The sequence below is a fragment of the Arthrobacter sp. Helios genome (assembly GCF_023167125.1).
GTDB classification, from domain to species: domain Bacteria; phylum Actinomycetota; class Actinomycetes; order Actinomycetales; family Micrococcaceae; genus Arthrobacter_B; species Arthrobacter_B luteolus.
The window spans coordinates 521,800-548,799 of sequence record NZ_CP095402.1 but is presented as its reverse complement, the minus strand read 5'-3'; the positions used below and the strand labels follow the sequence as shown (position 1 = coordinate 548,799).

Annotated in this window: 24 protein-coding genes; 13 read left to right on the top strand and 11 right to left on the bottom strand. The window is 66.9% G+C overall.

Translation table 11 applies throughout. The features are described 5' to 3' along the window. Positions 1-17 precede the first annotated feature (17 nt). The 3 genes from ahcY to ArtHe_RS02420 form a co-directional block, all read right to left on the bottom strand. Positions 18-1,502 carry an adenosylhomocysteinase gene (gene ahcY / locus ArtHe_RS02430; protein WP_248318577.1) on the bottom strand — a complete coding sequence of 495 codons (1,485 nt, stop codon included), beginning with the start codon at positions 1,500-1,502 and terminating at the stop codon, positions 18-20. Next, a complete protein-coding gene (locus tag ArtHe_RS02425) occupies positions 1,499-1,729 on the bottom strand; it encodes a hypothetical protein (RefSeq protein WP_248318576.1) in 231 nt (76 codons plus the stop codon). The genes ahcY and ArtHe_RS02425 overlap by 4 nt, the downstream gene beginning before the upstream one ends. A 99-nt stretch (positions 1,730-1,828) precedes the next feature. Continuing rightward, complete coding sequence (locus tag ArtHe_RS02420; RefSeq protein WP_248318575.1) at positions 1,829-2,230, bottom strand: DUF3499 domain-containing protein; 402 nt, start codon at positions 2,228-2,230, stop codon at positions 1,829-1,831. Between the two features lie 139 nt (positions 2,231-2,369). On the opposite strand from ArtHe_RS02420, the gene ArtHe_RS02415 reads away from it, so the two are divergent. Further along, positions 2,370-2,876 (top strand): metallopeptidase family protein, encoded by a 507-nt coding sequence (locus ArtHe_RS02415; RefSeq protein WP_248318574.1) that lies wholly within the window; start codon positions 2,370-2,372, stop codon positions 2,874-2,876. A gap of 155 nt (positions 2,877-3,031) precedes the next feature. Here ArtHe_RS02415 and ArtHe_RS02410 read toward each other — a convergent pair whose 3' ends face one another. The 3 genes from ArtHe_RS02410 to ArtHe_RS02400 are packed head-to-tail and all read right to left on the bottom strand — an operon-like array spanning position 3,032 to position 9,080. After that, the gene (locus tag ArtHe_RS02410) at positions 3,032-4,633 is read right to left on the bottom strand and encodes a DUF5719 family protein (protein ID WP_248318573.1); all 1,602 of its coding nucleotides are present in this window, start codon (positions 4,631-4,633) and stop codon (positions 3,032-3,034) included. Continuing rightward, positions 4,633-8,508, bottom strand: coding sequence for a glycosyltransferase family 2 protein (locus ArtHe_RS02405; RefSeq protein ID WP_248318572.1), 3,876 nt, complete (start codon positions 8,506-8,508; stop codon positions 4,633-4,635). Before ArtHe_RS02405 ends, ArtHe_RS02410 begins: the two co-directional genes overlap by 1 nt. 29 nt (positions 8,509-8,537) lie before the next feature. Then, positions 8,538-9,080: a WhiB family transcriptional regulator gene (locus ArtHe_RS02400; RefSeq protein WP_248318571.1), complete on the bottom strand. Its 543-nt coding sequence runs from the start codon at positions 9,078-9,080 to the stop codon at positions 8,538-8,540. A gap of 266 nt (positions 9,081-9,346) precedes the next feature. On the opposite strand from ArtHe_RS02400, the gene ArtHe_RS02395 reads away from it, so the two are divergent. After that, entirely contained in the window at positions 9,347-10,054 is a 708-nt protein-coding gene (locus tag ArtHe_RS02395) for a TIGR03089 family protein (RefSeq protein ID WP_248318570.1), read from the top strand. On the opposite strand, the gene ArtHe_RS02390 is transcribed toward ArtHe_RS02395, so the two are convergent. Then, positions 10,032-10,598, bottom strand: coding sequence for a GtrA family protein (locus ArtHe_RS02390; RefSeq protein WP_248318569.1), 567 nt, complete (start codon positions 10,596-10,598; stop codon positions 10,032-10,034). The two genes, ArtHe_RS02395 and ArtHe_RS02390, sit on opposite strands and share 23 nt — an antisense overlap. Before the next feature lie 178 nt (positions 10,599-10,776). Here ArtHe_RS02390 and ArtHe_RS02385 point away from each other — a divergent pair, with 178 nt between their 5' ends. From ArtHe_RS02385 to manA, 4 genes are all read left to right on the top strand, one after another. Beyond that, on the top strand, positions 10,777-11,961 hold the full coding sequence (locus tag ArtHe_RS02385; protein WP_248318568.1) for a 5-(carboxyamino)imidazole ribonucleotide synthase: 1,185 nt from the start codon (positions 10,777-10,779) through the stop codon (positions 11,959-11,961). Beyond that, a complete protein-coding gene (purE, locus tag ArtHe_RS02380) occupies positions 11,958-12,485 on the top strand; it encodes a 5-(carboxyamino)imidazole ribonucleotide mutase (RefSeq protein ID WP_066299007.1) in 528 nt (175 codons plus the stop codon). The genes ArtHe_RS02385 and purE overlap by 4 nt, the downstream gene beginning before the upstream one ends. Before the next feature lie 9 nt (positions 12,486-12,494). Then, positions 12,495-14,105 (top strand): LCP family protein, encoded by a 1,611-nt coding sequence (locus ArtHe_RS02375; protein ID WP_248318567.1) that lies wholly within the window; start codon positions 12,495-12,497, stop codon positions 14,103-14,105. Positions 14,106-14,168: 63 nt separating this feature from the next. Continuing rightward, a complete protein-coding gene (gene manA, locus ArtHe_RS02370; protein ID WP_248318566.1) occupies positions 14,169-15,500 on the top strand; it encodes a mannose-6-phosphate isomerase, class I in 1,332 nt (443 codons plus the stop codon). On the opposite strand, the gene ArtHe_RS02365 is transcribed toward manA, so the two are convergent. Continuing rightward, entirely contained in the window at positions 15,497-16,531 is a 1,035-nt protein-coding gene (locus ArtHe_RS02365; protein ID WP_248318565.1) for a peptidoglycan bridge formation glycyltransferase FemA/FemB family protein, read from the bottom strand. The two genes, manA and ArtHe_RS02365, sit on opposite strands and share 4 nt — an antisense overlap. A gap of 108 nt (positions 16,532-16,639) precedes the next feature. Here ArtHe_RS02365 and ArtHe_RS02360 point away from each other — a divergent pair, with 108 nt between their 5' ends. Further along, the gene (locus ArtHe_RS02360) at positions 16,640-17,485 is read left to right on the top strand and encodes a TspO/MBR family protein (protein ID WP_248318564.1); all 846 of its coding nucleotides are present in this window, start codon (positions 16,640-16,642) and stop codon (positions 17,483-17,485) included. A gap of 151 nt (positions 17,486-17,636) precedes the next feature. Here the strand turns inward: ArtHe_RS02360 and glpX are convergent, their stop codons facing one another. Then, entirely contained in the window at positions 17,637-18,677 is a 1,041-nt protein-coding gene (gene glpX, locus ArtHe_RS02355) for a class II fructose-bisphosphatase (RefSeq protein WP_248318563.1), read from the bottom strand. A 197-nt stretch (positions 18,678-18,874) separates the two neighbouring features. On the opposite strand from glpX, the gene ArtHe_RS02350 reads away from it, so the two are divergent. From ArtHe_RS02350 to ArtHe_RS02330, 5 genes are all read left to right on the top strand, one after another. Further along, entirely contained in the window at positions 18,875-19,465 is a 591-nt protein-coding gene (locus ArtHe_RS02350; protein WP_248318562.1) for a DUF4245 domain-containing protein, read from the top strand. 97 nt (positions 19,466-19,562) lie between these two features. Continuing rightward, positions 19,563-20,228, top strand: coding sequence for a carbonic anhydrase (locus ArtHe_RS02345; RefSeq protein WP_248318561.1), 666 nt, complete (start codon positions 19,563-19,565; stop codon positions 20,226-20,228). A gap of 74 nt (positions 20,229-20,302) precedes the next feature. Further along, positions 20,303-21,724 (top strand): class II fumarate hydratase, encoded by a 1,422-nt coding sequence (locus ArtHe_RS02340; RefSeq protein WP_248318560.1) that lies wholly within the window; start codon positions 20,303-20,305, stop codon positions 21,722-21,724. Between the two features lie 102 nt (positions 21,725-21,826). Further along, entirely contained in the window at positions 21,827-22,495 is a 669-nt protein-coding gene (locus ArtHe_RS02335) for a TetR/AcrR family transcriptional regulator (RefSeq protein ID WP_066298991.1), read from the top strand. Then, positions 22,492-24,222 carry an MDR family MFS transporter gene (locus ArtHe_RS02330; RefSeq protein WP_066298988.1) on the top strand — a complete coding sequence of 577 codons (1,731 nt, stop codon included), beginning with the start codon at positions 22,492-22,494 and terminating at the stop codon, positions 24,220-24,222. The genes ArtHe_RS02335 and ArtHe_RS02330 overlap by 4 nt, the downstream gene beginning before the upstream one ends. Positions 24,223-24,310: 88 nt before the next feature. Here ArtHe_RS02330 and ArtHe_RS02325 read toward each other — a convergent pair whose 3' ends face one another. Together ArtHe_RS02325 and ArtHe_RS02320 are read right to left on the bottom strand one after the other, a co-directional pair. Further along, positions 24,311-24,781, bottom strand: coding sequence for an NUDIX domain-containing protein (locus ArtHe_RS02325; RefSeq protein ID WP_248318559.1), 471 nt, complete (start codon positions 24,779-24,781; stop codon positions 24,311-24,313). Positions 24,782-24,785: 4 nt separating this feature from the next. Further along, complete coding sequence (locus tag ArtHe_RS02320) at positions 24,786-25,298, bottom strand: A24 family peptidase (RefSeq protein ID WP_248318558.1); 513 nt, start codon at positions 25,296-25,298, stop codon at positions 24,786-24,788. Positions 25,299-25,520: 222 nt separating this feature from the next. Here ArtHe_RS02320 and ArtHe_RS02315 point away from each other — a divergent pair, with 222 nt between their 5' ends. Next, on the top strand, positions 25,521-26,900 hold the full coding sequence (locus ArtHe_RS02315; protein WP_248318557.1) for a hypothetical protein: 1,380 nt from the start codon (positions 25,521-25,523) through the stop codon (positions 26,898-26,900). The last annotated feature ends 100 nt before the right edge of the window (positions 26,901-27,000 follow it).

Here is a 27,000-nt window from a genome sequence, read left to right as displayed (position 1 = left end):
AGGGCTTGCTGGCCGGCCTAGTAGCGGTAGTGCTCCGGCTTGTACGGTCCGGCAGCATCCACGCCGAGGTATTCGGCCTGGCTCTTGGTCAGTTCGCTCAGCTCGACGCCGAGGGCCGACAGGTGCAGGCGGGCCACCTTCTCGTCCAGGATCTTGGGCAGCACGTACACCTCTTTGGCGTACTCCGGGCTGCCGTCTTCCTTGGTCTGTCCGAACTTGGTGAACAGCTCAATCTGGGCAATTGTCTGGTTCGCAAAGGAGTTCGACATCACGAAGGACGGGTGCCCTGTGGCGTTGCCAAGATTCAGCAGGCGGCCTTCGGACAGCACGATGATGCTGCGCTGGTTGTCCGTGCCCTCGTCGAAGATCCACTCGTGGACCTGGGGCTTGATCTCCACCTTGCGGATGCCGGGGACCCGGGCGAGTCCGGCCATATCGATTTCGTTGTCGAAGTGCCCAACGTTGCCGACGATCGCCTGGTGCTTCATCTGCGCCATGTCGGACGCCATGATGATGTCCTTGTTACCGGTGGTGGTGATGAAGATGTCGCCCTGGCCCACAACTGACTCGAGGCGCGCCACCTGGTAGCCGTCCATGGCGGCCTGCAGTGCGCAGATCGGATCGATTTCGGTCACGATGACCCGGGCGCCCTGGCCGCGCAGTGCCTCGGCTGCTCCCTTGCCGACATCGCCGTACCCGCAGACGACGGCAACCTTGCCGCCGATCAGCGTGTCGGTGGCCCGGTTCAGGCCGTCCGGCAGCGAGTGGCGGATGCCGTACTTGTTATCAAACTTGGATTTGGTCACCGAGTCGTTGACGTTGATCGCAGGGAAAAGCAGCTGGCCGTCGGCAGCCAGCTGGTAGAGACGGAGCACACCGGTGGTGGTTTCCTCGGTGACGCCGCGGATGCCCTTGGCGATTTCCGTCCATTTGCCCGGGGACTCCGCGAGCGAGCGGCGGAGCGTCTCCAGGAAGATCGTGTACTCATGCGAGTAGTCCGGATCATCCTCGGAGGGGTTCGCCGGGACCGCGCCGGCGGCCTCGAACTCAACTCCCTTATGCAGCAGCATGGTGGCGTCGCCGCCGTCGTCCAGGATCATGTTCGGTCCGCCGGAGCCCTCGGGCCAGGTGAGGATCTGCTCGGCAGTCCACCAGTAGTCCTCAAGCGTCTCGTTCTTCCAGGCGAAGACCGGCACGCCCTGGGGGTCCTCCGGGGTGCCCCCGCCAACGACGACGGCCGCAGCGGCCTCGTCCTGGGTGGAAAAGATGTTGCAGGAAGCCCACCGGACTTCCGCGCCCAGCGCGGTGAGGGTTTCGATCAGCACTGCCGTCTGGACCGTCATGTGCAGGGAACCGGCGATCCGGGCTCCAGCCAGCGGCTGGGTGGGTCCGAATTCGCGCCGCAGTGCCATCAGACCTGGCATCTCGTGTTCCGCCAGCCGGATCTGGTGGCGGCCGGCTTCGGCCAGGGACAGGTCAGCTACTTTGAAATCGATGCTCACTGGTGGGACTCCTCGTTCCTGGTGGTGTTCTCGGCCGCGGGGCTGGCGGCAGCAGCGTCTTCGGCCGGCACCAGCAGGACGGGGATGCCCTCTTCGATGCGGTAGCGGACCGGCTGTCCCCCAGGGCCCGGGGCGGTGGAAACAAGCTCGTCGCCGGCCTGTTTCAGCGGCGAATGTGTCTGGGGGCAGCGCAGTGCTTCCAGAAGATCGGGGGTCAGGTTAGCCATGGATACAGCACTTCCTTGCGAAACGGTTGATGATGCGCCGGCCGTGGTTCTTCCCGGCTGTTGGTCCCAGCCTAATAGCGAACGGACCGCAGAGCAGGATCAGCTCTGTTCGCGGACATCTTCGCGTAATACCCGGAGGTGTGACCGGCGGCCTGTGGAGAGGTCAGCCGGGGGTTCCAGTGCGTGCCTGCCGCTGCGGCGGCCCGCCTCCTCTTCCGCTGCGGGTTCTCCGGCCTCGGCTTCGCGGACAGCGTCCACCAGGGCGGAGAGCTCATCGGGTCCCGGGGTGCGGGACTGGTTACCAAGCTCAAGCCGAAGGACTTCCCAGCCGCGGGGCGCCGTAAGGCGCTGGGCGTGGAGTTCGCACAGGTCGTAGCAGTGCGGTTCCGCGTAGGTTGCCAGCGGACCCAGGACTGCGGTGGAATCGGCGTAGACATACGTCAAAGTAGCGACGGCGGCCTGCCGGCACGCTGAACGTGAACAAAGACGTAAGGATCCCACGGAGGAACACTTTACCCCTGCGCCTGCTGCCAGCGCGCAGCCACGCCGGACCACGGCCCGCCGGCTGCCGGGAGGTGCGCGCACTGTCCGGAGCGCGCCGCACTCCCCCGGGCGGCTCCCTGCGGACTAGAGTGGGGGTATGCCTCCAGGATCGTCCTCGCGGATTAGGCTCGACGGCGGATCCGGCACTGGTGCCGCGGATCCCGTTTCACCGCGCCCTTTCCACCGGCGCCGGCGTAACCGTCATGGCCGGGGCCTGCGCGGTGAGCTGCTGCCGGCCCATCTGGCCGGCTCCCGTACCCGGGCGGAGCGCTTCGATGAGTGGGTCATGGAATCCGCCCAGCGGCTGGAACGTCTCTGGGGCGAGGATATTCAGTCCTATCAGTTTGTTGTCCAGGAGATTCCGGACGGCCTCGAGGAGCTGATGCGGCGCGGCGGTTCAATCCCCCTGGCCGCCTCAGCGCCGGGCAGCGGACCCAAACCACCGGTTATTACGGTTTACCGGCGCCCGGTCGAGTCGACCGCACGCGGACTTGTCCCGGTCAGCGAACTGATCCACGACGTGGTGGTGGAACAGCTGGCCGCCCTCAAGGGGTTGGATCCGGAGTCCATTGATCCCACGTACGGACGCTTCCGCCCGCTCTAGTACGCTTCGCCCGCCCTAGTAGGCTGCGCCCGCTCCATCACTCTGTGCGGGCCGGGACTTCCCGCTGCGGCCGGCTGGCGGTGCGGGTCCGCAAGCCGGCTGAAGGCTACCGGCCTGGGACCGCTTGTTTGGACTGCCTGCCTGGCACTGTCTGCCTAGTAGCCGATGCCTATTTGAGCGCTCCTGCTGCCGGTGCTTCCCTCCGGCAGGGGCAGAACCGAGATGCCGGGTCCCTCCCCGGTCACCAGCTGCGCACCGTACACGGCTTCGCCTACGGCGGTCACCAGGACACCAGCCAGGTTTCCGGAACCGATGTCAGCGGACTGCAGGGTCAGCGTGCGCCCGGCGGGAATGGCCACCACCTTTTCCTCCTGCAGCTTCCCGTCGGCACCAATGGCGCGGACCCTGACCTCCGCGGACCCGTCGGGGGCAGTGAACACCAGGGAGGAGCTGGCTCCGGGGACGGCGACGGCAAGATGTTCGCTGCCCATCCGCGTGTCCGCGGGAGCGACGGCAAGCTCCACCCGTTCTTCGGGTTCCGTGCCGCGGCTGAAAACCGCGGCGGCGGTGAAGGCAACGTCGGATGAAAGGTCCAGGGAGTAGGTGCCCTCCGGCAGGTCCGCCAGCGGAATCTTTCCCACGGTGCCGGCGGGCACGCTGAAGACTCCGCCGCCGGGGATCTGGACTTCCCCATCGGGACCAAAGACCCTCAGGTGGACCACCGCGTCCGTGCTGCCCGGAACAGCCACGTTCAGGGTTGAGGCCACCGAGGCGCGGCCCTCCTGTTCGGCCAGCTTCCGGAGGGTCTCCGGTGACTGGAGTGCTATGCCGGTAATCACCTGGCGGGGCGAAGGAGCAGCTGTTGGTTCAATGATCTCCACGCCGCCGGGGGTCAGCCCGCGCAGGATGCTCTGCTCGATAACCGCGGTGACCGGACCGCCGGAGCTGCGCACACGCACGGCGGCGGCCTCTTCGTTGGCGGCCAGTCCGGCGAGGATGATGGAGCGGGTTTCACCCGGCGCGACGACGATGCCGCGGCTGTTGCCGGACTCGATCCGCCCGGCTGAACCGTGCAGTTCCAGGTCGACTGTGGCCGGCGTCACCGAGGGATTGGAGAGCCGCAGCACCGCAGTGGCACCAACGGTGGTCCGCGCCCCGAGGAGCCACATGTCGTTGCCCGGCGTCTGGCAGTTTGCGGCCGCCAGTCCGGCCAGGTCGCCGTCTGTGGCGGAATATCCCAGGACAGCGTTCGCAGTAGCCGGTGTCTTGCCGCTGGGCTCCGCTTCCAGGGCCGTCACGGTGCCGACTGCCTGGTTCTGCAGCACACCGGCGAGCCGGGTCCCGGCCAAGGGCGCGGTGTCCCCCGCCTTGATCCCGGCCAGGACCTTCCCGTCCTCCAGCCCGCTGAGCTCAGCGGCCGGAAGGGACGCGCCGGCAGCGCCGAGGACAACGGAGCTGACCGCAGTGGCAGCTGATTCGGAGACCGGGCTGTACTCGGCGTCGGTGCCGGAAACATTACCCGCCAGCAAACGCAGCGGCTGGGGGCAGACCGCCGTCAGGGCGCCCGCCGGGACCTCGGTGGCCGGGGGCTGGACGGCGATGCCGGAGCCGGCCGGGGCAGCCACCGCACCAGCAGTAATCAGCGCTCCGGCCGCGGCCAGAAGAACGACGCCGGCGGAGACGGTGTAGGCCGTTTTCCGGCGGCTCTGGCGGCGGCCGCGTGCTGCGGACCGGGTGACTTCACCGGAACGCTCCATCAGCGGACTCCTTCGTGTGAACTGTTCGCGGATGTTGTCCCGGCACCGGCACGGTCCTGGTCACCGGCAGGGCTGGCTGTGCCAGCGGGATGCCCGGCCTCCTCGGCGGGTTTGGCCGTCTCGGCGGGCTTACCGGCCCGGGTTGCGGCGGAGCGCGGAGCATCCGCGGATTCAGCTCCCTTACCCGGGTCTCCGGGTGCTGGCTTCGCATCACGGGGCCCTGCTTTGGCTGCCCTTGCCCGGGCTTTTGCGTCGGCCTTGTCCCGGACCTTCGCCGCCCTGGCCTTGGCTTTTGCCTCGGCTTTGGTTACGCCTGCCGTGGGATTTCCGGCTGCTGTGGGATGTCCGGCTGCTGTGGGATGTCCGGCAGCTTTGGTGTTCCCAGCGGCCTTGGTGCTGCCGGCCCCCGCAGAGCGCTCGGGTTTGGTCCTGCGGGCGGAGCCTGCGCTCCGCCGCGATGCCTTGGCCGGATCGGGTGCAGCTCCCGGAACGGCAGGTTTTGTGCCGTCTGGTTCAGGGCCGTCGCCCGGTCCCCTGCCTGGCCCGGAGCTGCCGGGTCCCGCGGTGCCGGGATCGGATGTTCCGGGATCGGAGGTCCCGGCAACCTGACGCGCGGGCCGCTGCTTGCCGGGGAGGCGGATCACGCCGGAACGCACGGGTGTGGGCACGGCCAGGAGCAGGGTGAGTCCGAACACGATCACCTGCACGATTTCTGTGTACGGTTCCCAGGCGCTGCGGTAGTCCACGCTCAGGGTCCCGCCCTCAGCAGGCAGGCTGAACGCCTGGGCCCATCCGTCGGTTGCCGGTTCAAGCCGGTTGCCGTTGAGGCTGGCCTCCCATCCGGTGTCGGCGCGTTCAGCCAGCACCAGTTTCCTGCCTTCGTCACCGGCCGGTATCTCAGTGTTGACGGCCATTGTCTCTGAGGGAACCAGCGCCACCGTCTCACCGGCCGCGTCCTGGATCCGGACGCGGGAAGTCTGTCCGGCTACGGTTTCGGTGCCCTCTTCGTCCAGGGTTCCCACCACCCGCCACAACCAGCCGGAACCGGTCTGTCCCACGGCGGTGAGGCCGGGGACCGCGTCCATGCGGTCGGCCAGGAGTTCCGCGGCCGTATCAGAGGTCTGCAGGACCACGAAGCCGACGCCGAGCCGGGCCAGCTCGGATCTTGGATCCACCCCGGTGCCTGCGGTGATGACTGCAACGGCGCTGCGCAGGGCGGCGGTTGCGTCGTCGTCCGGAACAGTGTTTTCCCGGCCCGGATCACCCTGCACCGCACGCGCGGTGTAGGAGGCGTTCAGTCCGTCGAGGGTGCTCCCGCCGGAGCGCATCAGGGTTGCCGTGACATCGTCCCCCGTTCCCATGGAGAGGACGAGTGAGCGGGTTTGGTCCGGGCTGTTACCGCGGTCTGCTGCCGTTGCGGGCAGCACGCGGGGATCGGTGGGACGGATTGCCAGGGTGGTTCCGGGCTGGGCTCCGCCCGCTCCCGCTTCAGTCACGGCACCGGTGGCCTGCGGAAGAGTCCACGCCGCCAGGCTCACCGCGGGACCGGCGCCAAGCAAAATACCAAGGATTACGACGCCGGCGGTGACCGGTTTCCGGGCGGTTCCGTCAGCGCTTCGCCGGCGGGCCAGCAGGGCGTCCATGGCCAGCAGAGCCGAGCAGAGCTGCCCGAAGACGGCCGCTGAGACGAGCGGGCCAGGGAAGGGAGTGACCAGCGCCGCCGCTGAGCTGCCGGTGGCCAGGTAGGCGGAGGCTCCGCCCAGGGCCAGCGCGCTGATGCTGAGGAGCCAGGCCAGACGGGCGGCACCCGCGTGCCGGGTGGTGAAAAGTGCTGCCGCGGAGACCGCAACGACAGGCGCACCGACCAGCAGCGCGAGGACCAGGGCCCAAGGCCCTGAAGGAAGGAAGTCCAGGCCGGCCAGTGGATCGGCCGCGGCAAAGGCAGTCGGATATCCAAGCAGCTGCTGCCACAGCGCGGCCGGCTCGAAGCCCAGCGGCACGCCGGGATCGGCAGCTGCCGCACGCAGGTTATTCGAAGCGGAGAGGATAACCGGCAGGAGCAGCGCGGCTGACGGGAGCAGCGACCACCAGAGGGTCCGGGCACGGGAGCGCAGCCGGACGGAGAGGACCAGCACGCTGAGGGTGCCGAGCACAAAAAGCAAAGGCGCGCAGGCGGTAAGTATGGCCAGGAGCAGGCCTGCCGCAGCGGCTGCGGTCCAGCTCGGGACGCCGTGCACGCCCGGTTTGCGCTGCAGCGCGCCTGAGTCCCGGTGCGGGCGGTTTTCGTCCTCTGCCAGGCCCATACCCAGGGCCCGGGCCATTGCCAAAGCGGTCAGCGGGAGCAGGAGATGGGCCAGCAGCGCGCCGAGCCGTCCCTCGCCAAGGGCTGCCTGCAGAGCGGGCAGGGCGCCCCAGAACATGGCGGCCCAGAAGCGCAGGCCGCTGCGGCGGGTCACTGCCCCGGAGGCGAACCAGGCGCTGAGCCCGGCAAGCGGCATGGCCAGGATCACGAGCACAACCACGGCGGCGTTGGCGTTGCCGAATCCGGCGGCGCCAAGCAGCCACAGCACATAGTCGAAGGGATCACCGTGACCGGGGTACCCGGCGCCGGTTTCCGCCCACCAGCCGCTGGCGTTGGCCCAGATGTCCCCCAGCGCCGTCGACACGGGAAGCAGGGCACCTCCGGTGAGCGCGGAGGCTCCAACCAGCCGGTGCAGTCCGGTCAGCGCGGCCACCGTGAGCAGGACGGCGGCGGCAAGGGCGCCGGCGCCGACCCAGGTGCGGGCAGGCCCGGACAGGGCAGCGAAGTCATCATTCGCGTCGCCGCTGGGGACATAGGAATCAACTGACCCGGCATCATCGGCCGGATGGGTCTTTGCCGCAGCTTCGGATTCGTGCACGGAGCGGCGGTATTCACGAACTTCACGCGGCCCGGTGACCAGGGCACGGACAGTACTGCGCGGCAGCCGGCGGGTGGCCGCGGCAGCTTTGCGGGAGCGGTAGAGATCCACCGGCCGGAGTACACCGGCGATGCTCGAGACCAGGGCCCCGGCCGCATATCCGGGGTCCTTGGCCAGCATCCCCAGGAAGAACCGGCCGAAACCACCCAGGACGGCGCCAAGTGCCAGGAACGGAAGCTGCCATCCGGGGGCATGTTTGAGGCGGAGGAAGATTTCCGCCTTCCGGGCGGCACCGGCGGAGGCGGCTGTGTTGGGCCGGTTTCCAGCGTGGCGGATCCGGGCCGAGGGCACCACGACCACTCGGTTGCCGGCGAGCCGGTTCCGCCAGCAGAGGTCAATATCGTCCCCGGTTCCGGGCAGTGCCGGGTCGAATCCGCCGAGGCGGTCCCAGACGTCGCGCCGGATCAGCATGCCGGCGGAGTTCACTGCGAAAATATCGCTGCGGGAGTCGTACTGGCCCTGGTCCAGCTCGTCAGTATCGATCATGGTCAGGCGCTCTGCCCACCGGCTGACGGAGACGCCAACGTCCACAAGTTTGCGTGGATTTTCCCACTCCACCTGCTTGGCGCCGGCGATCGTCACGGACGGCGCTACTTCAACGGCCCGGAGCAGCTGGGCCAGGGCGTCGGGGTCCGGCGCCGAATCGTCGTGCAGCAGCCAGAGCCAATCCTGTGCACCGCCGTCGCCGGAGCGAGCGGGTAACTGTGCCAGACCCGTCTTCACGGCGGCACCGAAACCGGCCCGGGACGGTGCGCCGGTTACCGGGCTGCCAACCGGGAGCCCGAGCTGGAGCAGGGATGCCGACGCGTCAGTGGAGCCCGCGTCGACGCCTAGGCAAAAGTCTGCCGGCCGGGTCTGGGCGGCCAGTGCGGAAAGTGTTTCGGGAAGGTACTCGGCGCCGTTGTGGGCAACCACAACGGCGCATACGCGGACGTGCGAAGGAATTAGACTGCCTGCTTCCGAAGACGCCGGCGTTCCCGCTCGGACAGCCCGCCCCAGATACCAAAGCGTTCGTCATTGGCCAGTGCATATTCCAGGCATTGGGACCGCACATTGCACGCGGCGCAGACTTTCTTTGCATCGCGGGTGGAGCCGCCCTTTTCCGGGAAGAACGCTTCGGGATCTGTCTGCGCGCACAGTGCGTCCGCCTGCCAGCCGAGTTCACCCTCGTCTGCGTAGCCGTCGCCCAGGCCCGGCAGTCCGATCCAGACTTTCCGTTCCTCCGTTTCCGCAGGTGTCTGGAACAGCGAGACCGGCGGATCCAATGGGTCGTCTTCCGGCGACCCTCCGGCCAGTGCCTCATGGGCGGCGAGGAATGCTGTCGCTGCAGACTCCAGGCTTCCTCCGGCACCCTCCCGGTAGCGGTCCGCGGCTTCGGGATCCGCAGGATCGACATACCAGTCCACAGGCACTCCCCGCGAGCCGTAGCTCGTGGAGGCCTGCGCGGCGACGTCCGGCCGGTCATGCTTCATTTCTGCTTGCCCCATGGAGTCCTCCCGGTGTAAATGCTCCAACAGCGGATATCTGGATTCACCCAAGCGACAATCAGCTTGCTGTGCATGCGTGGCGGTAATGGTTTGCTGGAACAATCCGTTCCCTAATTACACGCGTGTAATACGTCCCCGTCAAGCTGTTTCGGCATCCTATAGAGTCTGAACCGTCCCGCGGTGGCGCGCCACGCCGTAAATTTTACCCAGCACGGCATGTCGCGGTCCGCCAAACAACACATCCTCCACCAGCGAAAGCGAAGCCCATGACGGAAAACCCGGTCCCATCCATACTGTCCACGCTGCGGACAGAGCAGGCAACCTCACCCGCACTGATCTGGTACGGACCGGACGGAGAACGGGTAGAGCTTTCAGGCCGGGTCCTGGACAACTGGGTTGCCAAAACCTCCAACTTTGCCATCGAGGAACTTGACGTGGAGCCGGGCACCGTGGTGCAGCTGGACATGCCCGTGCATTGGAAGACCCTGGTCTGGGCCCTCGCGGCGTGGCAAACCGGCTGCATACTCTCCCTATCGGCCGAGGCACAGGCAGGCGTTAGGGTCACCGCAGGAGAACCTCAACCTCAGGCTCCAGGCCAGCTGGTGGTTGCCGTGGCACTTCCCGCCCTGGCCATGGCATGGCCGGGCAGCCTCCCCGCCGGCACAGTGGATTACACGGCAGAAGTCCGGTCCTTCGCGGACACCTATGCCGGGCCGGATGCCCCCGCAGGGACCGGGGACGCCCTGGCTTCCGGAACGGGAGAGGCCGCTGTTCCGTTCAGCGCGCTCATGGCCCCGGCGGTGGACGGACCCCAGGTCCTGCTTGCCCCGGCCGGGGCCGGGACTGCAGCGGTCCTCGGAGCGGCTCTGGACACCTGGTCCGCGGGCGGGACAATCGTCCTGTCGGGCGAAGGTGTCGAAGTGCCGGCAAGCACGCTGACTGCAGAGCGGGTTACTGCTCGGCTTGGGGCTTGAGCTGCTTGGCGCCTTCTGCTGCGGGTTCTGAGGCGGGGGCAGCGTCGACTTCCCGGGAAGGGTCCAAGGTCATTTCCATGGCCAACTCGCGGGCCTCGTCATCGGCGGAACTGTTGAAGACCCAGTACCGGTAGGCGAAGAACCGGACAACGGTCGCCACCCCGATGCCGATGACACCGGCCATAAACAGGGTGCTGTTATCCGTGATGCCCATCGGGTAGCGCGCAATCCAGGTGAATCCGGTGGAGATCAGGATGCCGATCCCGTTGATCAGGATGAACTGAACAAACTCACGGGCCACATTGCTCTGCCTGCGGTGGCGGAACGTCCACCACCGGTTCGCCACCCAGGAAAAGAGTGTCGCAATAGTAGCGCCGGCAAACCGTGCCTTCGCCGGGCTGCCTTCCATGATGGAGTGCATGAAGATCCAGGTCAGGCCGTTGTCCACGACGAATGCGACAGCACCGACGGTGCCAAACTTCGCGACCTCGCGCCAGAAGGCAGACGCCAGTCCCCTAAGCCAGGAAATAAATGATGTGATCATGACCCTCCGCGGCCAATCGTGCCCGGGCGGGTTTCCCGGCCGGGCGGAGCTACCGCCGAGAGCAGACAGGGCGGAAAGAACACACTTTACCTGCCCTTCGTGGGAGTTTGCCGGGTGCCCGGGCTGGGGCACCAGGACGCGGAGCGGGAAAACCCGCCGGTTTCGGTAACCTGTAGAGGTGAGATTTCCAATTATTGGCGTTGTCGGAGGCGGCCAGCTGGCCCGGATGATGGCCCCCGCGGCCACAGAGCTTGGATTTGAGCTGCGTGTCCTGGCTGAGGGCCCGGACGTATCCGCCGTAGCTGCAGTGTCCAACGCCGTCGTAGGCGACTACACCGATTACGCGGCCCTCCTGGCTTTCGCCCAGGGTGTGGACGTCCTGACCTTTGACCACGAGCATGTCCCCGGGGATCACCTGCGGGCACTGCTGGCCGAAGGTATCAACGTCCAGCCGGGTCCCGATGCCCTGCTGCACGCCCAGGACAAACTGGTGATGCGTGCCGCCGTCGACCGTTTGGGCCTGCCAAACCCGCGCTGGGCCGCCGTTTCCACGGTCGCGGATCTGGTCGACTTCGGTAAAGCGGCCGGGTGGCCGGTGGTGCTGAAGACTCCACGCGGAGGTTATGACGGCAAGGGCGTGCGCATCATCGAGGATGCCGCAGGTGCTGCCGATGCTGCCGGCTGGTTCACCGGCTCGCCCCTGCTTGCCGAGGAGAAGGTTCCCTTCACCCGTGAGCTGTCTGCCCTGATCGCCCGGACACCGGGCGGTGAAAGTACTGCCTGGCCGGTGGTCCATTCGATCCAGGTCGACGGCGTGTGCGACGAGGTTATCGCCCCCGCCCAGGACCTGGACCCGGCCACGGCGTCGGCTGCCTCGGCCGCCGCGCTGCGGCTGGCGGACGAGCTTGGCGTCACCGGCGTGATGGCCGCGGAGCTCTTTGAGACTCCCGGCCGCGGACCGGGCTTCCTGGTCAACGAACTGGCTATGCGCCCGCACAATTCCGGCCACTGGACCATGGATGGCTCCGTCACCGGCCAGTTCGAGCAGCACCTGCGGGCGGTCCTTGATCTTCCGCTCGGCGACGCCGGACTGCTGGGCGGGGTCACCGTGATGAAGAACTTCCTGGGCGGAGACAACCCCGACCTCTTCGGCGGCACAAGACTGGCAATGGCCGCTGTCCCGGCCGCGAAGGTACATAATTACGGCAAGTCGGTGCGTCCCGGCCGGAAGATCGGTCACGTTAACGTGGTGGGAGCGGCTGCCGCCGACCTGCCCGCGGTCCGGCGCAGCGCGGAACGGGCTGCCGGAATCATCCGTGACGGCCGGGAATTGAACCGGGTAGAAAACGAGGAGTTGTCATGAGCACCGCCAAGACGCCGCTGGTCGGCCTGGTCATGGGGTCCGATTCGGACTGGCCCGTGATGGACGCCGCAGCGGCTGCCCTGGCCGAGTTTGGCATTCCTTTCGAGGCGGACGTGGTTTCCGCCCACCGGATGCCGGCAGAGATGATTGCGTACGGCCAGGAAGCCCACACCCGCGGCCTGCGGGTCATCATCGCGGGCGCCGGCGGAGCAGCCCACCTTCCCGGTATGCTGGCCGCGGTTACCCCGCTCCCGGTGATCGGCGTTCCCGTTCCGCTGAAGTACCTGGACGGCATGGACTCCCTGCTTTCGATCGTCCAGATGCCGGCAGGCGTCCCGGTGGCAACCGTGTCCATCGGCGGCGCGCGCAACGCCGGCCTGCTGGCGGTGCGGATGCTGGCCTCGGGCACGGACCCGCTGGCTGCGAAGCTCCAGCAGCAGCTCATCGATTTTGCCGGCGAACTCCGCCAGAGTGCCATGGCCAAGGGTGCGCGCCTGCGTACTTCGGTCACGGAAAGCGCCTAGGGACTGCGGATGGGCAGGACAGAGACGAGAGCCGCAGTATTCACGGATCCGGTCCGCTATCCGCAGTCCGCGTCCCCGCAGGTGCGCACCAAGCGCGCTTTCGTGCTGCTGCTGCTGACCCTGCTCCTGCCCGGCTCCGCGCAGGTCGTCGCAGGCGACCGCCGGCTGGGACGCCGTGCCCTCCAGGTCACGTTCACTGTCTGGGCCGCCGTCATCGCGGTGCTCGTCATCGCGATGACCAATCGGATCCTGCTGGTGAATTTCTTCACCAACGGCTGGACTTCGTTCCTGCTGATGGCCGCCCTGGCCTTACTCGCCGTTGGCTGGGCCCTGCTCTTCCTGAACACCTTCCGCATCATCCGGCCTCCGCTGCTGCAGCGGAGCGTGCGGCCGGCCGTTGCCGGCGCCCTGGTGGTCCTGATGGCCCTCACCAGCGGCGGGCTTGCCTACGGCGCCTGGCTCCTCAATGTCAGCCGCCAGACCTTCGACAGCATTTTTGCCTCCGGTCCGGCCTTTGAACCGGTGGACGGCCGCTACAACTTCCTGCTGATGGGCGGCGACGCCGGAGCAGACCGCACGGGCCTCCGCCCGGACAGCATGTCCGTTTTCAGCGTGGATGCGAAGACCGGCCAGATCGTCACCTTCGGCCTCCCCCGCAACTTCCAGAATGCCCTCTTTACCGAGGATTCGCCGCTCTGGCAGGTCTATCCGGAAGGCTACAACTGCGGCGACGAGTGCATCCTCAACAGCCTCTACCAGGTGGTCACCGACAACCACGCTGACCTTTACCCGGACTCGGAGGACCCGGGGGCCGAAGCCATGATGGATGCCGCCGGGGGGATCCTGGGCCTTGAAGTGCAGTCCTACGTGATCGTGGACATGGAAGGCTTCTCCAGCCTGATCGACGCCATGGGCGGGGTAAAGATCAATGCCGGCGGCTGGGTTCCCATCACGGCAGGGGAAATCCCCGGCACCAACCAGCATTACCCGCCGGACGGGTGGATCGCCCCGGGGGTGCAGACGATGGACGGCTACACCGCTCTCTGGTATGCGCGCTCACGGGAATTCGTGACCGACTACCACCGGATCGCCCGCCAGCAGTGTGTCCAGCAGGCCATGGTGGCGCAGCTGGATCCCGCGACCCTGCTCACCCGGTTCCAGGCGATCGCCTCCGCCGGTGAACAGGTGGTGCACACGGACATCCCGCAGGACCAGCTCGGCAGCTTCATCGACCTCGCGCTGAAATCCAAGAACCACGAGGTGCAGCGGATGACCATCGGCCCGCCCGATTTCGGCACCGCGGCGGATAACTTTGTCACCTACCCGGACTTCGACCTCATCCACACCCGTGTGCAGGACATGCTCGCCGCTTCGTCCGCCACCGCCGAGCCGCCGGTGGAAGCAACTACTGAAACCGGCGACACGCCGGCTCCCGCGGCACCGGCGGAGGACGACGGCGCATCCACGGATACGCCCGCTCCTGCTGCGCCTGCCACCGAGACCCCGGCACCGGCCGGCCCGGAGATCACCGCGGAATACCTCCAGGAACTTGCTACGATCGGCGACACTGCCACACTCGGCATGCTCCTGGACAACAACGGCGTCTGCAGCGCCGCTTAACCGACGTTCCCCGCACACCACCTGCGGCCGCACCCGCAGGTGCGGTGCATTTGAAAGAGGACCATGTATCTGCTCGCCGGAAATCTCCGCCCCTACGCGTGGGGATCGATGACCGCCATGGCCGAGCTCTTCGGCCGGGACCCCAGCGGGGAACCCGAGGCCGAGCTCTGGTACGGAGCCCACCCCGGCGCCCCGTCGCGGATCGTTGACCCCCAGGGTTCCGCCGAGACGCTGGACGAGCTCATCGCCGCGGACCCGGAGGCCGCGCTCGGCCGCGGGACCGTTGCCGAGCACGGGCCCGCCCTGCCCTTCCTGGCCAAACTGCTGGCGGCTGGGTCCCCCTTGTCCCTGCAGGTACACCCCGCCCGGGACCAGGCTGAGGCGGGCTTCGCCGCTGAAGACGCCGCCGGCGTCGACCGTTCCGCTTCCGACCGGAACTACAAGGATGCGAACCATAAGCCGGAGATGATTTTCGCGCTGACCCCGTTCGAGGCGTTGTGCGGTTTCCGCGCGCCCGGCGACGCCGCCCGGCTGTTCCGTGACCTGGCGCGGCTGGTCGAGGCATCCGGCCGGCCCTCCCCTGCCCTGCTGGCGGAGACCGTGTCGGATCTGGATTCCGGCCGGCCTGCGGACGAAAAGCTCGAAAAGGTGTTCCGGCGCCTGATCATGGGCGGCGAGGACGTCCGGGACGCCGTAACGGCCGCCGCGGAAACGGTCCGCAGCCTCGGCGACGGGCCGCGTGCTGCCCTGGACCCGGCCCTCGCTGCCATCGCTGACCTGGACGGCTACTACCCCGCGGACCCGGGCGTGCTCATCTCGCTGCTGCTCAACCGCGTGTCGCTGCAGCCCGGGGAGGCCATTTACCTGCCGGCAGGCAACATCCACGCCTACCTCAGCGGCCTGGGGGTGGAGGTGATGGCTTCCTCGGACAACGTGCTCCGCGGCGGCCTGACGCCGAAGCACGTGGACATACCCGAGCTGCTGAAAACCGTCGACTTCCGCCCGCTGGGGGTTCCACGCCTCGAAGCCGGGTTCACCGGGCTGGGACAGGAGATTTATCAGCCCCCGTTCAGCGAGTTCTCCCTGCAGCGGCTGGAACTGGCCCAGTCTGCGGGGGACGCCGGGCCCAGCATGTCAGCGGCCGACGTCCCGGTGCTGCAGAACGGCCCCACCCTGGTCATTGCCCTGCGCGGATCGCTGGTTCTGGATTCGCCGAAACAGGACCTGGTCCTGCATCCCGGCGACTGTGCTTTCATTCCGGCCAACGAGGCACCGGTGATCGCTAAGCTCGCCGCCCATTCAGCACAGCACGACGACGGCGCGCTGGCCTTTGCGGTGACCGCCGGCACGGTTCCGGCGGCCGCTGGAACGGACGAACCGCAGCTGGAGATCTAGCGGCTTGCTCCCCGGAGGCGTCCGCGGATCCCGGACAGGACGCCGCGGGCCTTGCGCAGCGTGCTCTTGGCGAGCGGCAGCGCCGTGGTGAAGACCGGGTACAACGGGGAAAGGGGTTTGTCCCATGTTCCCGCCAGCAGGTCCTCGTGCTGCGCCCAGCCCATCTTGAACTTGGATACACCGTCGTTCAGCAGTCCGTTGAAGTCGTAGCGGGTGAGTCCGCGCTCTTTCATCTCCCGGATGGCAAGCCATTTCAGGGCGTAGTTGGCCCGTAGCCGTTCGCCTTCCTCGCTCATGCCGCCATACAGCTCGAAGGCGGTGTAAGCGCTGGCGGAGAGCCACAGGAACGCGACCACCTCTTCATCCTTGAACGCTGCGTAGACGGGTGAGGCTGCACCGAGGTTCTCAAAGATGTCCTGGTAGTAGGCATCCTCATGGATACCGAATCCGGCGCGTTCAGCGGTCTGCTTGTAGACAGCCAGGCACTGTGGGATCTCTTCGCGGGAAACCATCCGGTAGTCCAGCTCCTCGCGGCCGGACTTGCGGATGTACTGGCGGTGCTTTTTGCTCATGCCCGCCAGCAGGTCCTCTTCACTGAGGGTGAGGTCCAGGATGAGGGTGCGCGGGATGAGGATGGTGTTGGCACTGTGCCGGAAGCCAGCGGCCGGCAGTGCAGCTGTGGCCGCGGCATCGGCGTCCCAGTCCGGCTCGATTGTCAGGGCCACAGCCCGGTGGGCCGTTTTGGCATAGGCCGCGGCGGCGTCGAGCAGCTGTGTTTCCCGGCCTTTCTCTCCCTGCGGTCCGCGCGGGATGTAGGCGAGTGCCCGGAAGGGGAATGGCAGCCTGCGGATCAGCAGCTGCGCGCAGCCCACTACGTCACCGGCGTCGGAAATCAGCAGGCGCTCTGCGCGCCACCCGTGCTCTGCCTTCGTCTTACCCCAGCCCCACAGCTGCTGCGGGTGCCCGTTGAACCGGTTGACCCAGCCGTCCCAGTCAGAGGGATCGGTGCAGGAAGTAACGCTCAGTGTCATGCCAACAAGCCTACGTGCAAGCCTGCGTGCGCTCCGAACCGGCCACCTGCCGGGCAACACCTGCTTGGTTTCGCGGCGGGAACCAAGCAGGCTTTGTTACGCTCGAACATGGCTACTTCGACGTCAAACGATTCCAGTCCATCCGGTCCCGGCGGCTCACCGGAGCACGGTTCCCGGCGCGGGGACATCGTCCGGCAGCTAACCGTCACCGTGTCATTTTTCGTCTGCATCATTGGTTCGATGATCGGGGTTGGCGTCTTCGGCGGGACCCCCATCGCGGAGGCTGCCGGGGGTGCCCTCGGCGCCGATGCCACCTATCTCGCCCCCGCCAGCCCGGCGTTTTCCATCTGGTCCGTGGTTTACGCCGGCCTGGGTGCCTTCACGGTCTATCAGTGGCTGCCCGCACAGCGGGCCGCCCGGCGGCAGCGTTCCCTCGGCTGGCTCGCCGCTGTGTCCATGCTCCTGAACGCCGCGTGGATCCTCAGTGTGCAGGCTGGCTCACTTGCACTCTCCGTCGCGATGATCACCGCCCTGCTGGTGATCCTAGCCCTGGTGTTTAGGCTCTATACACGTTCCCGTCCGGACAGCTGGGCAGGTGCCGTGGTGGTTGACGGGACGCTCGGGCTCTATCTGGGCTGGGTGTGCGTGGCGATCTGCGCCAACATCGCTTCGGCCCTGACCGCGGGCGGTTTCGACGGCTTCGGTCTGGACCCCGCGGTCTGGGCGGCCGCCGTCCTGGCCGCAGCCGCCGCAGTCGGTGTGGGCCTGGCCCTTTACGGCCGCGGCCGTCTGGCCCCGGCCGCAGCACTGGCGTGGGGGTTGTCCTGGATCGCCGTCTCGAGAATCAACGGCGAACTGGTGTCCGTTCCGACCGCCGTGGCTGCCGCTGCAGCGGCGCTGATCATCGTGGCCGTCACCGCCGCCGCGCGGGTGGCTGCCGCCCGCCGGAGCTGATTCGCCAGGGCTGATCCGGCAGCAGGCAGCGGACAGTTGAGCCGGAACTCAAGCGGGACTTTCCCGGAGCACCGAAGCAGCAGGAGCCGGCCCGCTGCGGGCCGGCTCCTGCTGCTGGCACACCCTTCGCCGGGGTGCCGGAGGAGAAGGGTTAGCGCAGGCGCGCGTAGGACTCCCACTTGTGTGACTGGTGTTCGCCGTCGACCACACGGATCGTCCCGGACTTGGAACGCATCACGATCGACTGGGTCAGGACCCGGTCCTTCTTGTAGCGCACGCCACGCAGCAGGTCGCCGTCGGTGATGCCGGTGGCAGCAAAGTAGCAGTTGTCGCTGGTCACCAGGTCGTTGGTGGTCATCACGCGGTCCAGGTCATGGCCGGCATCGATCGCCTTCTGCTTCTCCTCATCCGAGGTCGGCCACAGGCGGCCCTGGATGACACCGCCGAGCGTCTTGATGGCACAGGCGGTGATGATGCCTTCGGGCGTTCCGCCGATACCCATCAGCGCGTCAACGTCGGTGCCTTCGCGGGCTGCGGCGATGCCGCCGGCGACGTCTCCGTCCATCAGCATCCGGGTGCGGGCGCCGGCATCACGGATTTCCTGCACCAGCGGCTTGTGCCGGTCGCGGTCCAGGATCATCACGTTGAGCTGGTTGATCTTCTTACCCTTGGCCTTGGCGATCAGGTGCAGGTTCTGCTTCACCGGGAGGCGGAGGTCCACCATGTCTGCGGCTTCGGGACCGGTGACCAGCTTCTCCATGTAAAACACCGCCGAGGGATCGAACATTGTGCCGCGTTCGGCGACAGCGAGTACTGCCAGCGCATTATTGATGCCCATTGCCGTCAGGCGGGTACCGTCAATCGGGTCCACTGCGACGTCGCACAGAGCGCCGGTGCCGTCTCCCACATGCTCGCCGTTGTACAGCATGGGGGCTTCGTCCTTCTCGCCCTCACCGATAACCACAACGCCATTGAAATGAACGGACGAAATCAGCGAACGCATTGCGTCAACGGCCGCGCCGTCAGCAGCATTCTTATCGCCGAAACCAACCCAGTGGCCACCGGCGATCGCCGCGGCCTCAGTGACTCGCACCAGTTCGAGCGCGAGGTTCCGGTCCGGCTCGTCGTCTCCGACTGCCAGGGCGGGTGAAAGCGTTGAGTACTGGGCACCTTGGGACACGTTTAACCTCATCTTTGAAATTCGGGTTCCTGCCGTTCGGTGAGTGACACCTTGCAGCCACCCGCTGGCTGATCCTTGGTTCGATCATAGTCGCCAACGGGTTCAGAGCACCGCAGCAGTCTCCGTTTTACCCCGCAGGCCAGGGCAGCGGCCCGGCCGGAAAGCAACCGGAATAGGACTTGCCGGGCCGCATAGGCGATTATGGAAGGGTGAGCGACCAGCAGCCTGAAGAACCCGCAGTTACCCCGACCCTGACCACCAAGCAGGCCAAACGCGCCAATGCAACGGTGATCGGCATGCTCATTGCTACGGGCATTACCCTGGCAATCGTGCTGCTCCCGGTACTGCTGAACCCGTACCAGAAGCCCCAGGTGCGCGACGTCGATGTCCAGGCGATCGCTTCCGAGGCTTCGGCCGATGCCGGCTACGATCCGCTGGCCCCCGAGCTGCCGGACGGCTGGACCGCCAACTACGCCCGCTGGGATTCCGGAGTCAATTCCGGCGTCCCTGCCTGGGAAGTGGGATATCTCACTCCGGACTGGGACTTCATCCGCCTCACGCAGACAGCTTCAGCCAACCCCACCTGGGTTTCCCAGACCACCGACGATTCCGTGGTTGCCGGTGAACGGACCGTGGGTGGAACCACGTGGCAGCTGCGGGACGGCGCAGACGGCGAGGCCCACCTTGTGACCGAGGTCGAAGGCATGACAGTGGTCCTCAGTTCCGACGCTGACCTGGCGACCGTTGATCTGCTTGCCGAGGCCGCCCTCCGGGACCTCGCCGCGGCAGCCGGCAGCTAGGTCCGGGGTAACCCCCGCCGGGTTTCAACGTCCCCGCCCGGTCCCCTCCGGCAGTCACAGAGCCCCGGGAAGGGCCTCGGGGCATTATTGTGGAACGGTGACTGAAACCAACAGCCCCCTTAGTTCTCCCGTCACTCCGGCAGAGGCGTGGCAGCGGCTCCGCGACGGAAATGACCGTTTCATCGCCGGCCGCTCCCAGCACCCCAACCAGGACGCTCCGCGGCGCAGTTCGCTGGTCAACCAGCAGAATCCCTTCGCGGTCATCTTCGGCTGTTCGGATTCCCGGCTCGCCGCTGAAATCATCTTCGACCTTGGCCTCGGCGACGCCTTCGTCGTCCGCACCGCCGGCCAGGTGACCGACGACGCCGTCCTCGGCTCCCTCGAATACAGCGTCGGCGTCCTGGGCGTTCCCCTGATCGTGGTCCTCGGCCACGACAGCTGCGGTGCCGTCACCGCCACGAAGGAATCAGTCGACACCGGCTCCATGCCCGCCGGGCACGTCCGCACACTGGTCGAGCGCATCACACCCTCGGTCCTTGCCGCCCAGCGGAACGGACTGAGCGAGGTCAACGACATGGTGGTGGAGCACACCCGGCAAACGGCCGAACGGCTGGTGGAGGACTCCCGGCTGATCTCCAATGCGGTTGCCACCGGGCGCGCCGCCGTCGTCGGTCTTTCCTACCACCTAGCCGAAGGCCGGGCGGAGCTGGTCTCCAGCATCGGGAACCTCAGCACCGGCGTCGGGGACCTGGCCGCCGGCTAGGCCGCACCATCCGGCAGAGCTGCTTTGCGACACGCGTTTTAGCCCCGGCCCCCACGCCCACTAGGCTGGGAGCCATGACTTCGAACTCCGCTGAATACCGCATTGAACATGACACCATGGGTGAGGTCCGGGTCCCGGTAAACGCCCTTTACCGCGCCCAGACCCAGCGCGCCGTCGAAAACTTCCCGATCTCCGGCAAGACCCTGGATGACGCGCACGTGGAGGCGCTGGCACGCATCAAGAAGGCCGCAGCCGCTGCCAACGCCGAACTGGGAGTGCTCGACGACGAGCGCGCCAAGGCCATCGCTTCCGCCGCTGACGAAGTCGCGGCCGGCAAGCACTACAGCCAGTTCCCGATCGATGTATTCCAGACCGGCTCCGGAACCTCGTCCAACATGAACACCAACGAGGTCCTGGCCGAACTCGCCAACCGCGCGCTGAAGGCCGCGGGCAGCGAGACAACGGTCCACCCGAACGATCACGTCAACGCGTCGCAGTCCTCCAACGATGTCTTCCCCACCTCGGTCCACGTCGCCGCCACGTCCGCACTGATCAACAACCTGATCCCGGCCCTGGACCACCTGGCTGCCTCGCTGGAGCGCAAGGCCGAGGAGTTCAAGGACGTCGTCAAGTCCGGCCGCACCCACCTCATGGACGCCACCCCGGTGACGCTGGGCCAGGAGTTCGGCGGCTACGCCGCGCAGGTCCGCTACGGCATCGAGCGTGTGCAGGCGTCACTGCCCCGCGTGGCCGAGGTTCCGCTGGGCGGCACCGCCGTGGGCACCGGTATCAACACCCCGGCAGGCTTCCCGCAGCGCGTGATCGAGCTGCTGGCTGCCGACACCGGCCTGCCGCTGACCGAGGCCCGGGACCACTTCGAGTCCCAGGCCAACCGTGATGCCCTCGTTGAGGTCTCCGGCATGCTGCGCACCATCGCGGTCTCCTTCTCCAAGATCGCCAATGACCTGCGCTGGATGGGCTCCGGCCCCAACACCGGCCTCGGCGAAATCGCCATTCCCGACCTGCAGCCGGGCTCCTCGATCATGCCGGGCAAGGTCAACCCCGTCATTTCCGAAGCCGTGATGCAGGTTGCCGCGCAGGTTGTGGGCAACGACGCCGCCATCGCCTGGGCCGGCACCTTCGGCTACTTCGAGCTGAACGTCGGCATCCCCGTCATTGCCTCGAACCTGCTCGAGTCCATTCGGCTGCTCGCCAACTCCTCGGTGATCATGGCGGACAAGATGATCGACGGCATCGAAGCCAATGTGGAGCGCGCCCGCTACCTGGCCGAGGCCTCCCCCTCCATCGTCACGCCGCTGAACAAGTACATCGGCTACGAGAACGCTGCCAAGATCGCCAAGTTCGCAGTCAAGGAAGGCAAGACCATCCGCCAGTCCGTTATTGAACTGGGTTTCCTGGAACGCGGCGAAGTGACCGAGGAACAGCTGGATTCGGCTCTGGACGTGCTGTCCATGACCAAGCCCCCGCAGGCATAACCGGAACGCACACTCCCGCTAAGGGCGCCCGGCCGCTGGCCGGGCGCCCTTACCCGTTTCTGCGGTTTGCACTTATTAACCCATAGTGCAAAACTTTACTCCGTGACGAATAGTGCATCTGATTCAGGGTCCGGCCTGCGTGAACGCAAGCGCACTGCCACCCGGGTCGCCATTACGACGGCGGCGCGGACGCTCACTGCGGCACGCGGCGTCAACGGCTTCACCGTCGAGGAGCTGTGTGAGGAAGTGGGCATTTCCCGCCGCACCTTCTTCAACTACTTCCCGGCCAAGGAAGACGCCATCCTGGGCTCTCCCGTCGATGACCTTCCGGAGGACCTGGTCCAGCGCTTCATCGACGGCGGCAAGGACTCCCCGCCCGGAGAGCTTTCCAGCACGCTGCTGGCTGACTTCGTGGACCTTGCGGTCGGCATGATGGACCGGATGGCCATCTCCCGCGCCGAGATGATCATGCTCAAGAACGCCATTGCGGCCGAGCCCCGGCTGCTGCACAAGGCCATGCACGGCTCGCACGCAGCCGAAGAGGCGTTCGCCGCGATGCTCTCCACCCGGGAATCGCTGCCCGCTGATGACCCCAGGATCCGCGCTGCCATCACCGTCTTCGCCGCCTTGGTGCAGAACGCCGGGCCCAAATTCTTTGCCCCGGAGAACACCGTGCCCTACCGCCGGATGCTCGTGGATGCGGTCAACTCCGCCCGCGAGGTCTTCTCCACCTCCTCCCCCCTCTCCTACCCCCCTGAGGACTCCGAATGACCACCACCGCCGCACGCCCCTCCGGGCCGCTGCTGCTGACCCAGAAGCGCATCTGGATCATCTTTTCCGCCCTGATCGCCGGCATGCTGCTCTCCAGCCTCGATCAGACCATCGTGTCCACCGCCATGCCCACCATCGTGGGCGAGCTCGGCGGCGTCGAGCACCAGACCTGGATCACCACCGCTTACCTGCTGGCCACCACCATCGTGATGCCCATCTACGGCAAGTTCGGTGACGTCCTGGGCCGGCGCAACCTCTTCCTCTTCGCCATCGCACTGTTTACCCTGGCATCCGTCGGCTGCGCCCTCGCCACGGATTTCTGGGGCTTCGTCATCTTCCGCGCCATCCAGGGCCTGGGCGGCGGCGGCCTGATGATCCTTTCCCAGGCGATCATCGCCGATATCGTGCCCGCCAACGAGCGCGGCAAGTACCTCGGCCCCCTGGGCGGCATCTTTGGCCTGTCCGCCGTTGCCGGCCCGCTTCTGGGCGGCTTCTTCGTGGACCACATGACCTGGCAGTGGGCCTTCTACATCAACATCCCGATCGGCATCATCGCGTTCCTGATCGCGTTCTTCACCCTGACGCTGCCCAGCAAGAAGGCCGAGAAGCGGATCGACTTCGGCGGTGTCCTGCTGCTCTCCATTGCCACGACCTGCCTGATCTTCTTCACCGACTTCGGCGGCCGTGCGGACCACGGCTGGACCGATCCGGCTACCCTGGCCTTCGGAGCCGGCATGCTGCTGGCCGCCTTCGCCTTCGTGCTCACCGAGCGCCGGGCCCAGGATCCGATCATTCCGCTGAGCCTGTTCAAGAACCCGATCTTCGTCAACAGCACGGCAATCGGCTTCACCCTGGGCATGGGCATGTTCGCTGCCATTGCCTTCGTGCCCACGTTCCTGCAGATGTCCACCGGAACCTCCGCAGCCGTATCCGGCCTGCTGATGCTTCCCATGATGGTGGGCATGATGGGCACCTCGATCTGGTCCGGCCTGGCCATCACCAAGTCCGGCAAATACAAGAAGTACCCGATTGCCGGCGGAATCCTGGTGATTGCGGCCATGCTGTGGCTGACCACGCTCGCTGCTTCCACCCCGGTTTGGATCATCTGCGCCCAGCTCTTCGTCTTCGGGGCGGGCCTGGGCCTGATCATGCAGGTGGTTGTCCTGGTGGTGCAGAACTCGGTTCCCGTGGACCAGATCGGCACCGCCACCTCGTCCAACAACTACTTCCGCGAGGTTGGTGCGTCCCTGGGCGTGGCGATCTTCGGGGCTATGTTCACCACCCGGCTGTCCGAGAACCTCATGGGTGTTTTCTCCGGAGCAGGCATGGATCCGGCAGCGGCCGGCGAGGCTACGGCCACCCTGCAGCCGGCGGCGCTGCATGCACTGCCTGAAACCGTTCAGGATGGCATTGTCACGGCCTACGCCGATTCGCTGGCTCCGGTGTTCTGGTACCTCATTCCGTTCCTCGCCATCGCCCTGGTCCTGGCCCTCTTCCTGAAGGAGATCCCGCTCTCCGATGTGGCCGGCATGGTGGCCCGGGGCGAGGCCATCGGCGGCCAGGAAGCTGTCCGCCTCGAAGCTGAGCGTGAAGCTGCCCTCCGCGGGGAAGCATCTCCCGCGCCGTCATCCCGCGAGTCCGGGCAGGATGGGCCGGACAGCCAGGACGGTCTTGTCCAGGACGGTTCCGGCGGCCAGGAACAGCAGGGAGAAGAACTCCCCCGCTAGGCATTCCCTGCACCAGCATTCCGCTGCGGCGGCGATGGACCGGCACCATTGGGTGCCGGTCCCTCGGCGTTAAGGGCGCCGGCCTGGCTTAGGTTTCAAAGACCGGAACACCCGTGGAGCTGCGTGCAAGGTCAATCAGCATCCGATGCCTGGCATTGAGCTCCGGCAGCGCATCGAGGGCGAACCAGCGGACATCGCTGGACTCGTCGTCGTTTACCCGGGCGGTTCCGCTGACGTAGGCGCACCGGAACACGAGGTTCAGGAACTGGCAGCGGTCCTGGTTGGGGAACACTACCGGGTCAGTGGCGCCAACGTGGATCAGGTGCTCAATCCTGGCCTGCACACCAGTCTCCTCGGCAACTTCGCGGAGCAGCCCGGGGCCTGGCTCCTCCCCCGGGTCCAGCATTCCCGTGATGATGGTCCACCTGCCGTTGTCCGCCCGGCGGCAGAGGAGAACCTCCGCGGCTTCGTTGAAGACGACGGCGGCAACACCGGGCAGCCAGAGCAACTCATGGCCTATCTTTTCGCGCAGGGACAGGACAAAGTCGGGCGTGGGCATCCTCCTACTGTAGGCCAGGGCCAAGGAGTGCCACGGCAGCGCCGGCGAGCATAAAAGGGCCGAAGGCAATCCTGGTTTTCCCTGTGCCCCGCCCGGTCAGGATCAGGCCCAGGCCCCACAGACCGCCCAGCACAAACCCCGCCGCCGTGCCGGCTGCCACCTGGGCCCAGCCGGCGTAGCCCAGAAAGATGCCGAGTACTCCGGCCAGCTTCACGTCCCCCAGGCCAAGCCCGGCCGGGCTGATCACCCGCAGCAGGAAATACCCCGCCAGCAGCGCCAGGCAGCCTCCCGCCATTCCTGCCAGGCGGTCCGGGTCTCCGGCAGCCAGCGCCGCCGCTGAAAGCAGCAGCACCGCGGCTGGATAGGCCGGGAGCACCAGCCGGTCGGGCAGCCGGTGGCTGCGGATGTCTTCCGCCGCCAGCAGGACGGACAGCACGGCCAGATATCCCAGGGCGGCCAGCAGCAGCCACGCAGCTGCCGGCTCCTGGACCCAGTAATCCCCCACGATCCCCCACATGGGCAACACCGTACGGCATCGGCCTGGAGCCGGTCATGGAGTAGCCGGTCCTGTGGACAAGGCACGGGCGCTCGGTCCTGCTGACAGCAGCCCCGAGCTCCTCCACCGGGCGGGCCCCGCACCCCGCACCCTCCCGCACGCCCCGCAGGCCACCGCTGCGACGCCGGGCGGTGCCGCGCGACACAATTGATAATGAGAACCATTTGCATTTAGTCTCTGGGCATGTCGATATCTCCGCGAACCCTGTCCTTGTCCTCCGCCATGATTGGCGCCCTGCTCCTGTCCGCCTGTTCCACTGCCGGATCGGCAGAACGTGATTCCAGCGCCTCACTGAACACCTCCCCCGCCGCTGCCGGGAACACGGCCGCTGCCCCCGACCGCCGCGAAGTTGCCGCGCTGGCTCCGCGCGCCGTCCTTACCTACGACGGCGGCCTGATGACGGTGGACACCGGGAGCGGCGCGGTGACCAGCACCGAGACGGAGGGTTTTCTGCGGCTCAACAACGCCGGCGACGGGCGGCACGTCCTGGTCAGCGCGGGCCACGAATTCCGCGTGTTCGACACCGGCCTGATCGTGGAGGCGCATGGTGATCACCGGCATTACTACGAGCAGGCACCTGCGCTGACCGGCTCTGCCGTTAAAGCTGCCGAAGCCGGACACGTCGTCACGCACGAAGGCAGGACTGCCCTCTTCTCCGACGGCACGGGAACCATCACCGTGCTCGATTCCACGGCGTTCACGGACGGGGAGGTTACCGCGGACGAGGTGAAGGAACATTCCGCCGGCGCCGCGCACCACGGTGTTGCCGTCCCGTTAAGCAGCGGTGACCTGCTGCTGACCCAGGGCACGGAGGAATCACGCTCCACCGTCCAGGTCCGCTCCCCCAAAGGAGAAGTCCTCGCGGAAACCACGGACTGTCCGGGCGTACATGGCGAAGCTGCCGCCATGCCCACGCCTGAAGGAGATGTGATCTCCCTGGGGTGCGAGAACGGGCCGGTGGTTTTCCGGAACGGCGCCTTCCATAAGGTGCCGGTCGCGGAGGCCTACCAGCGGTCGGGCAACCAGGCCGGCAGCCACGGATCCCCCATCATCCTGGCAGACTACAAGTCCGATCCCGATGCGGAACAGGAACGGCCCACCCGCATCGGGCTGATCGACACCCGCACCAACTCGATGACCACCGTGGATCTTGGCTCGGCCTACTGGTTCCGCTCGCTCGCCCGGGGAGCGGAAGGCGAAGCCGTGGTCCTGACCGGTGACGGCGAACTGAACATCCTCGACGAGGAAACCGGTGAGCTCATCCATAAGGTCAGGGTTGTCGGGCCCTGGGAGGAGCCGCAGGAATGGCAGTCGCCCGCACCGGCAGTGACAGCCGGCGCCAATGGGCTCGCCTATGTCACCGAGCCTGCTGCTAAGAAGCTGCACGTGGTCGATATCGCCGCCGGTTCCGTTCTGTCCAGCTTCGACCTTCCCGAGACGCCTGTGGAACTCACGGTGGTGACCGGTGAAGCAGAAGCCGCCGGTGCTGACCATGCACACGCCGCCGGCCATCACCATACACAGGGAGTGAGCGGGCCAGAGGTCAAGCGCCGGGACCAGTAGGACGAACCGGCCGCGCCGGCTCGATCATGGCCGGCGCGGCCGGTTGCCTGTGCGGCCGGATGCCTAAACTGAGCCGGCGAGCCTGGCGGCTCAGACGTGG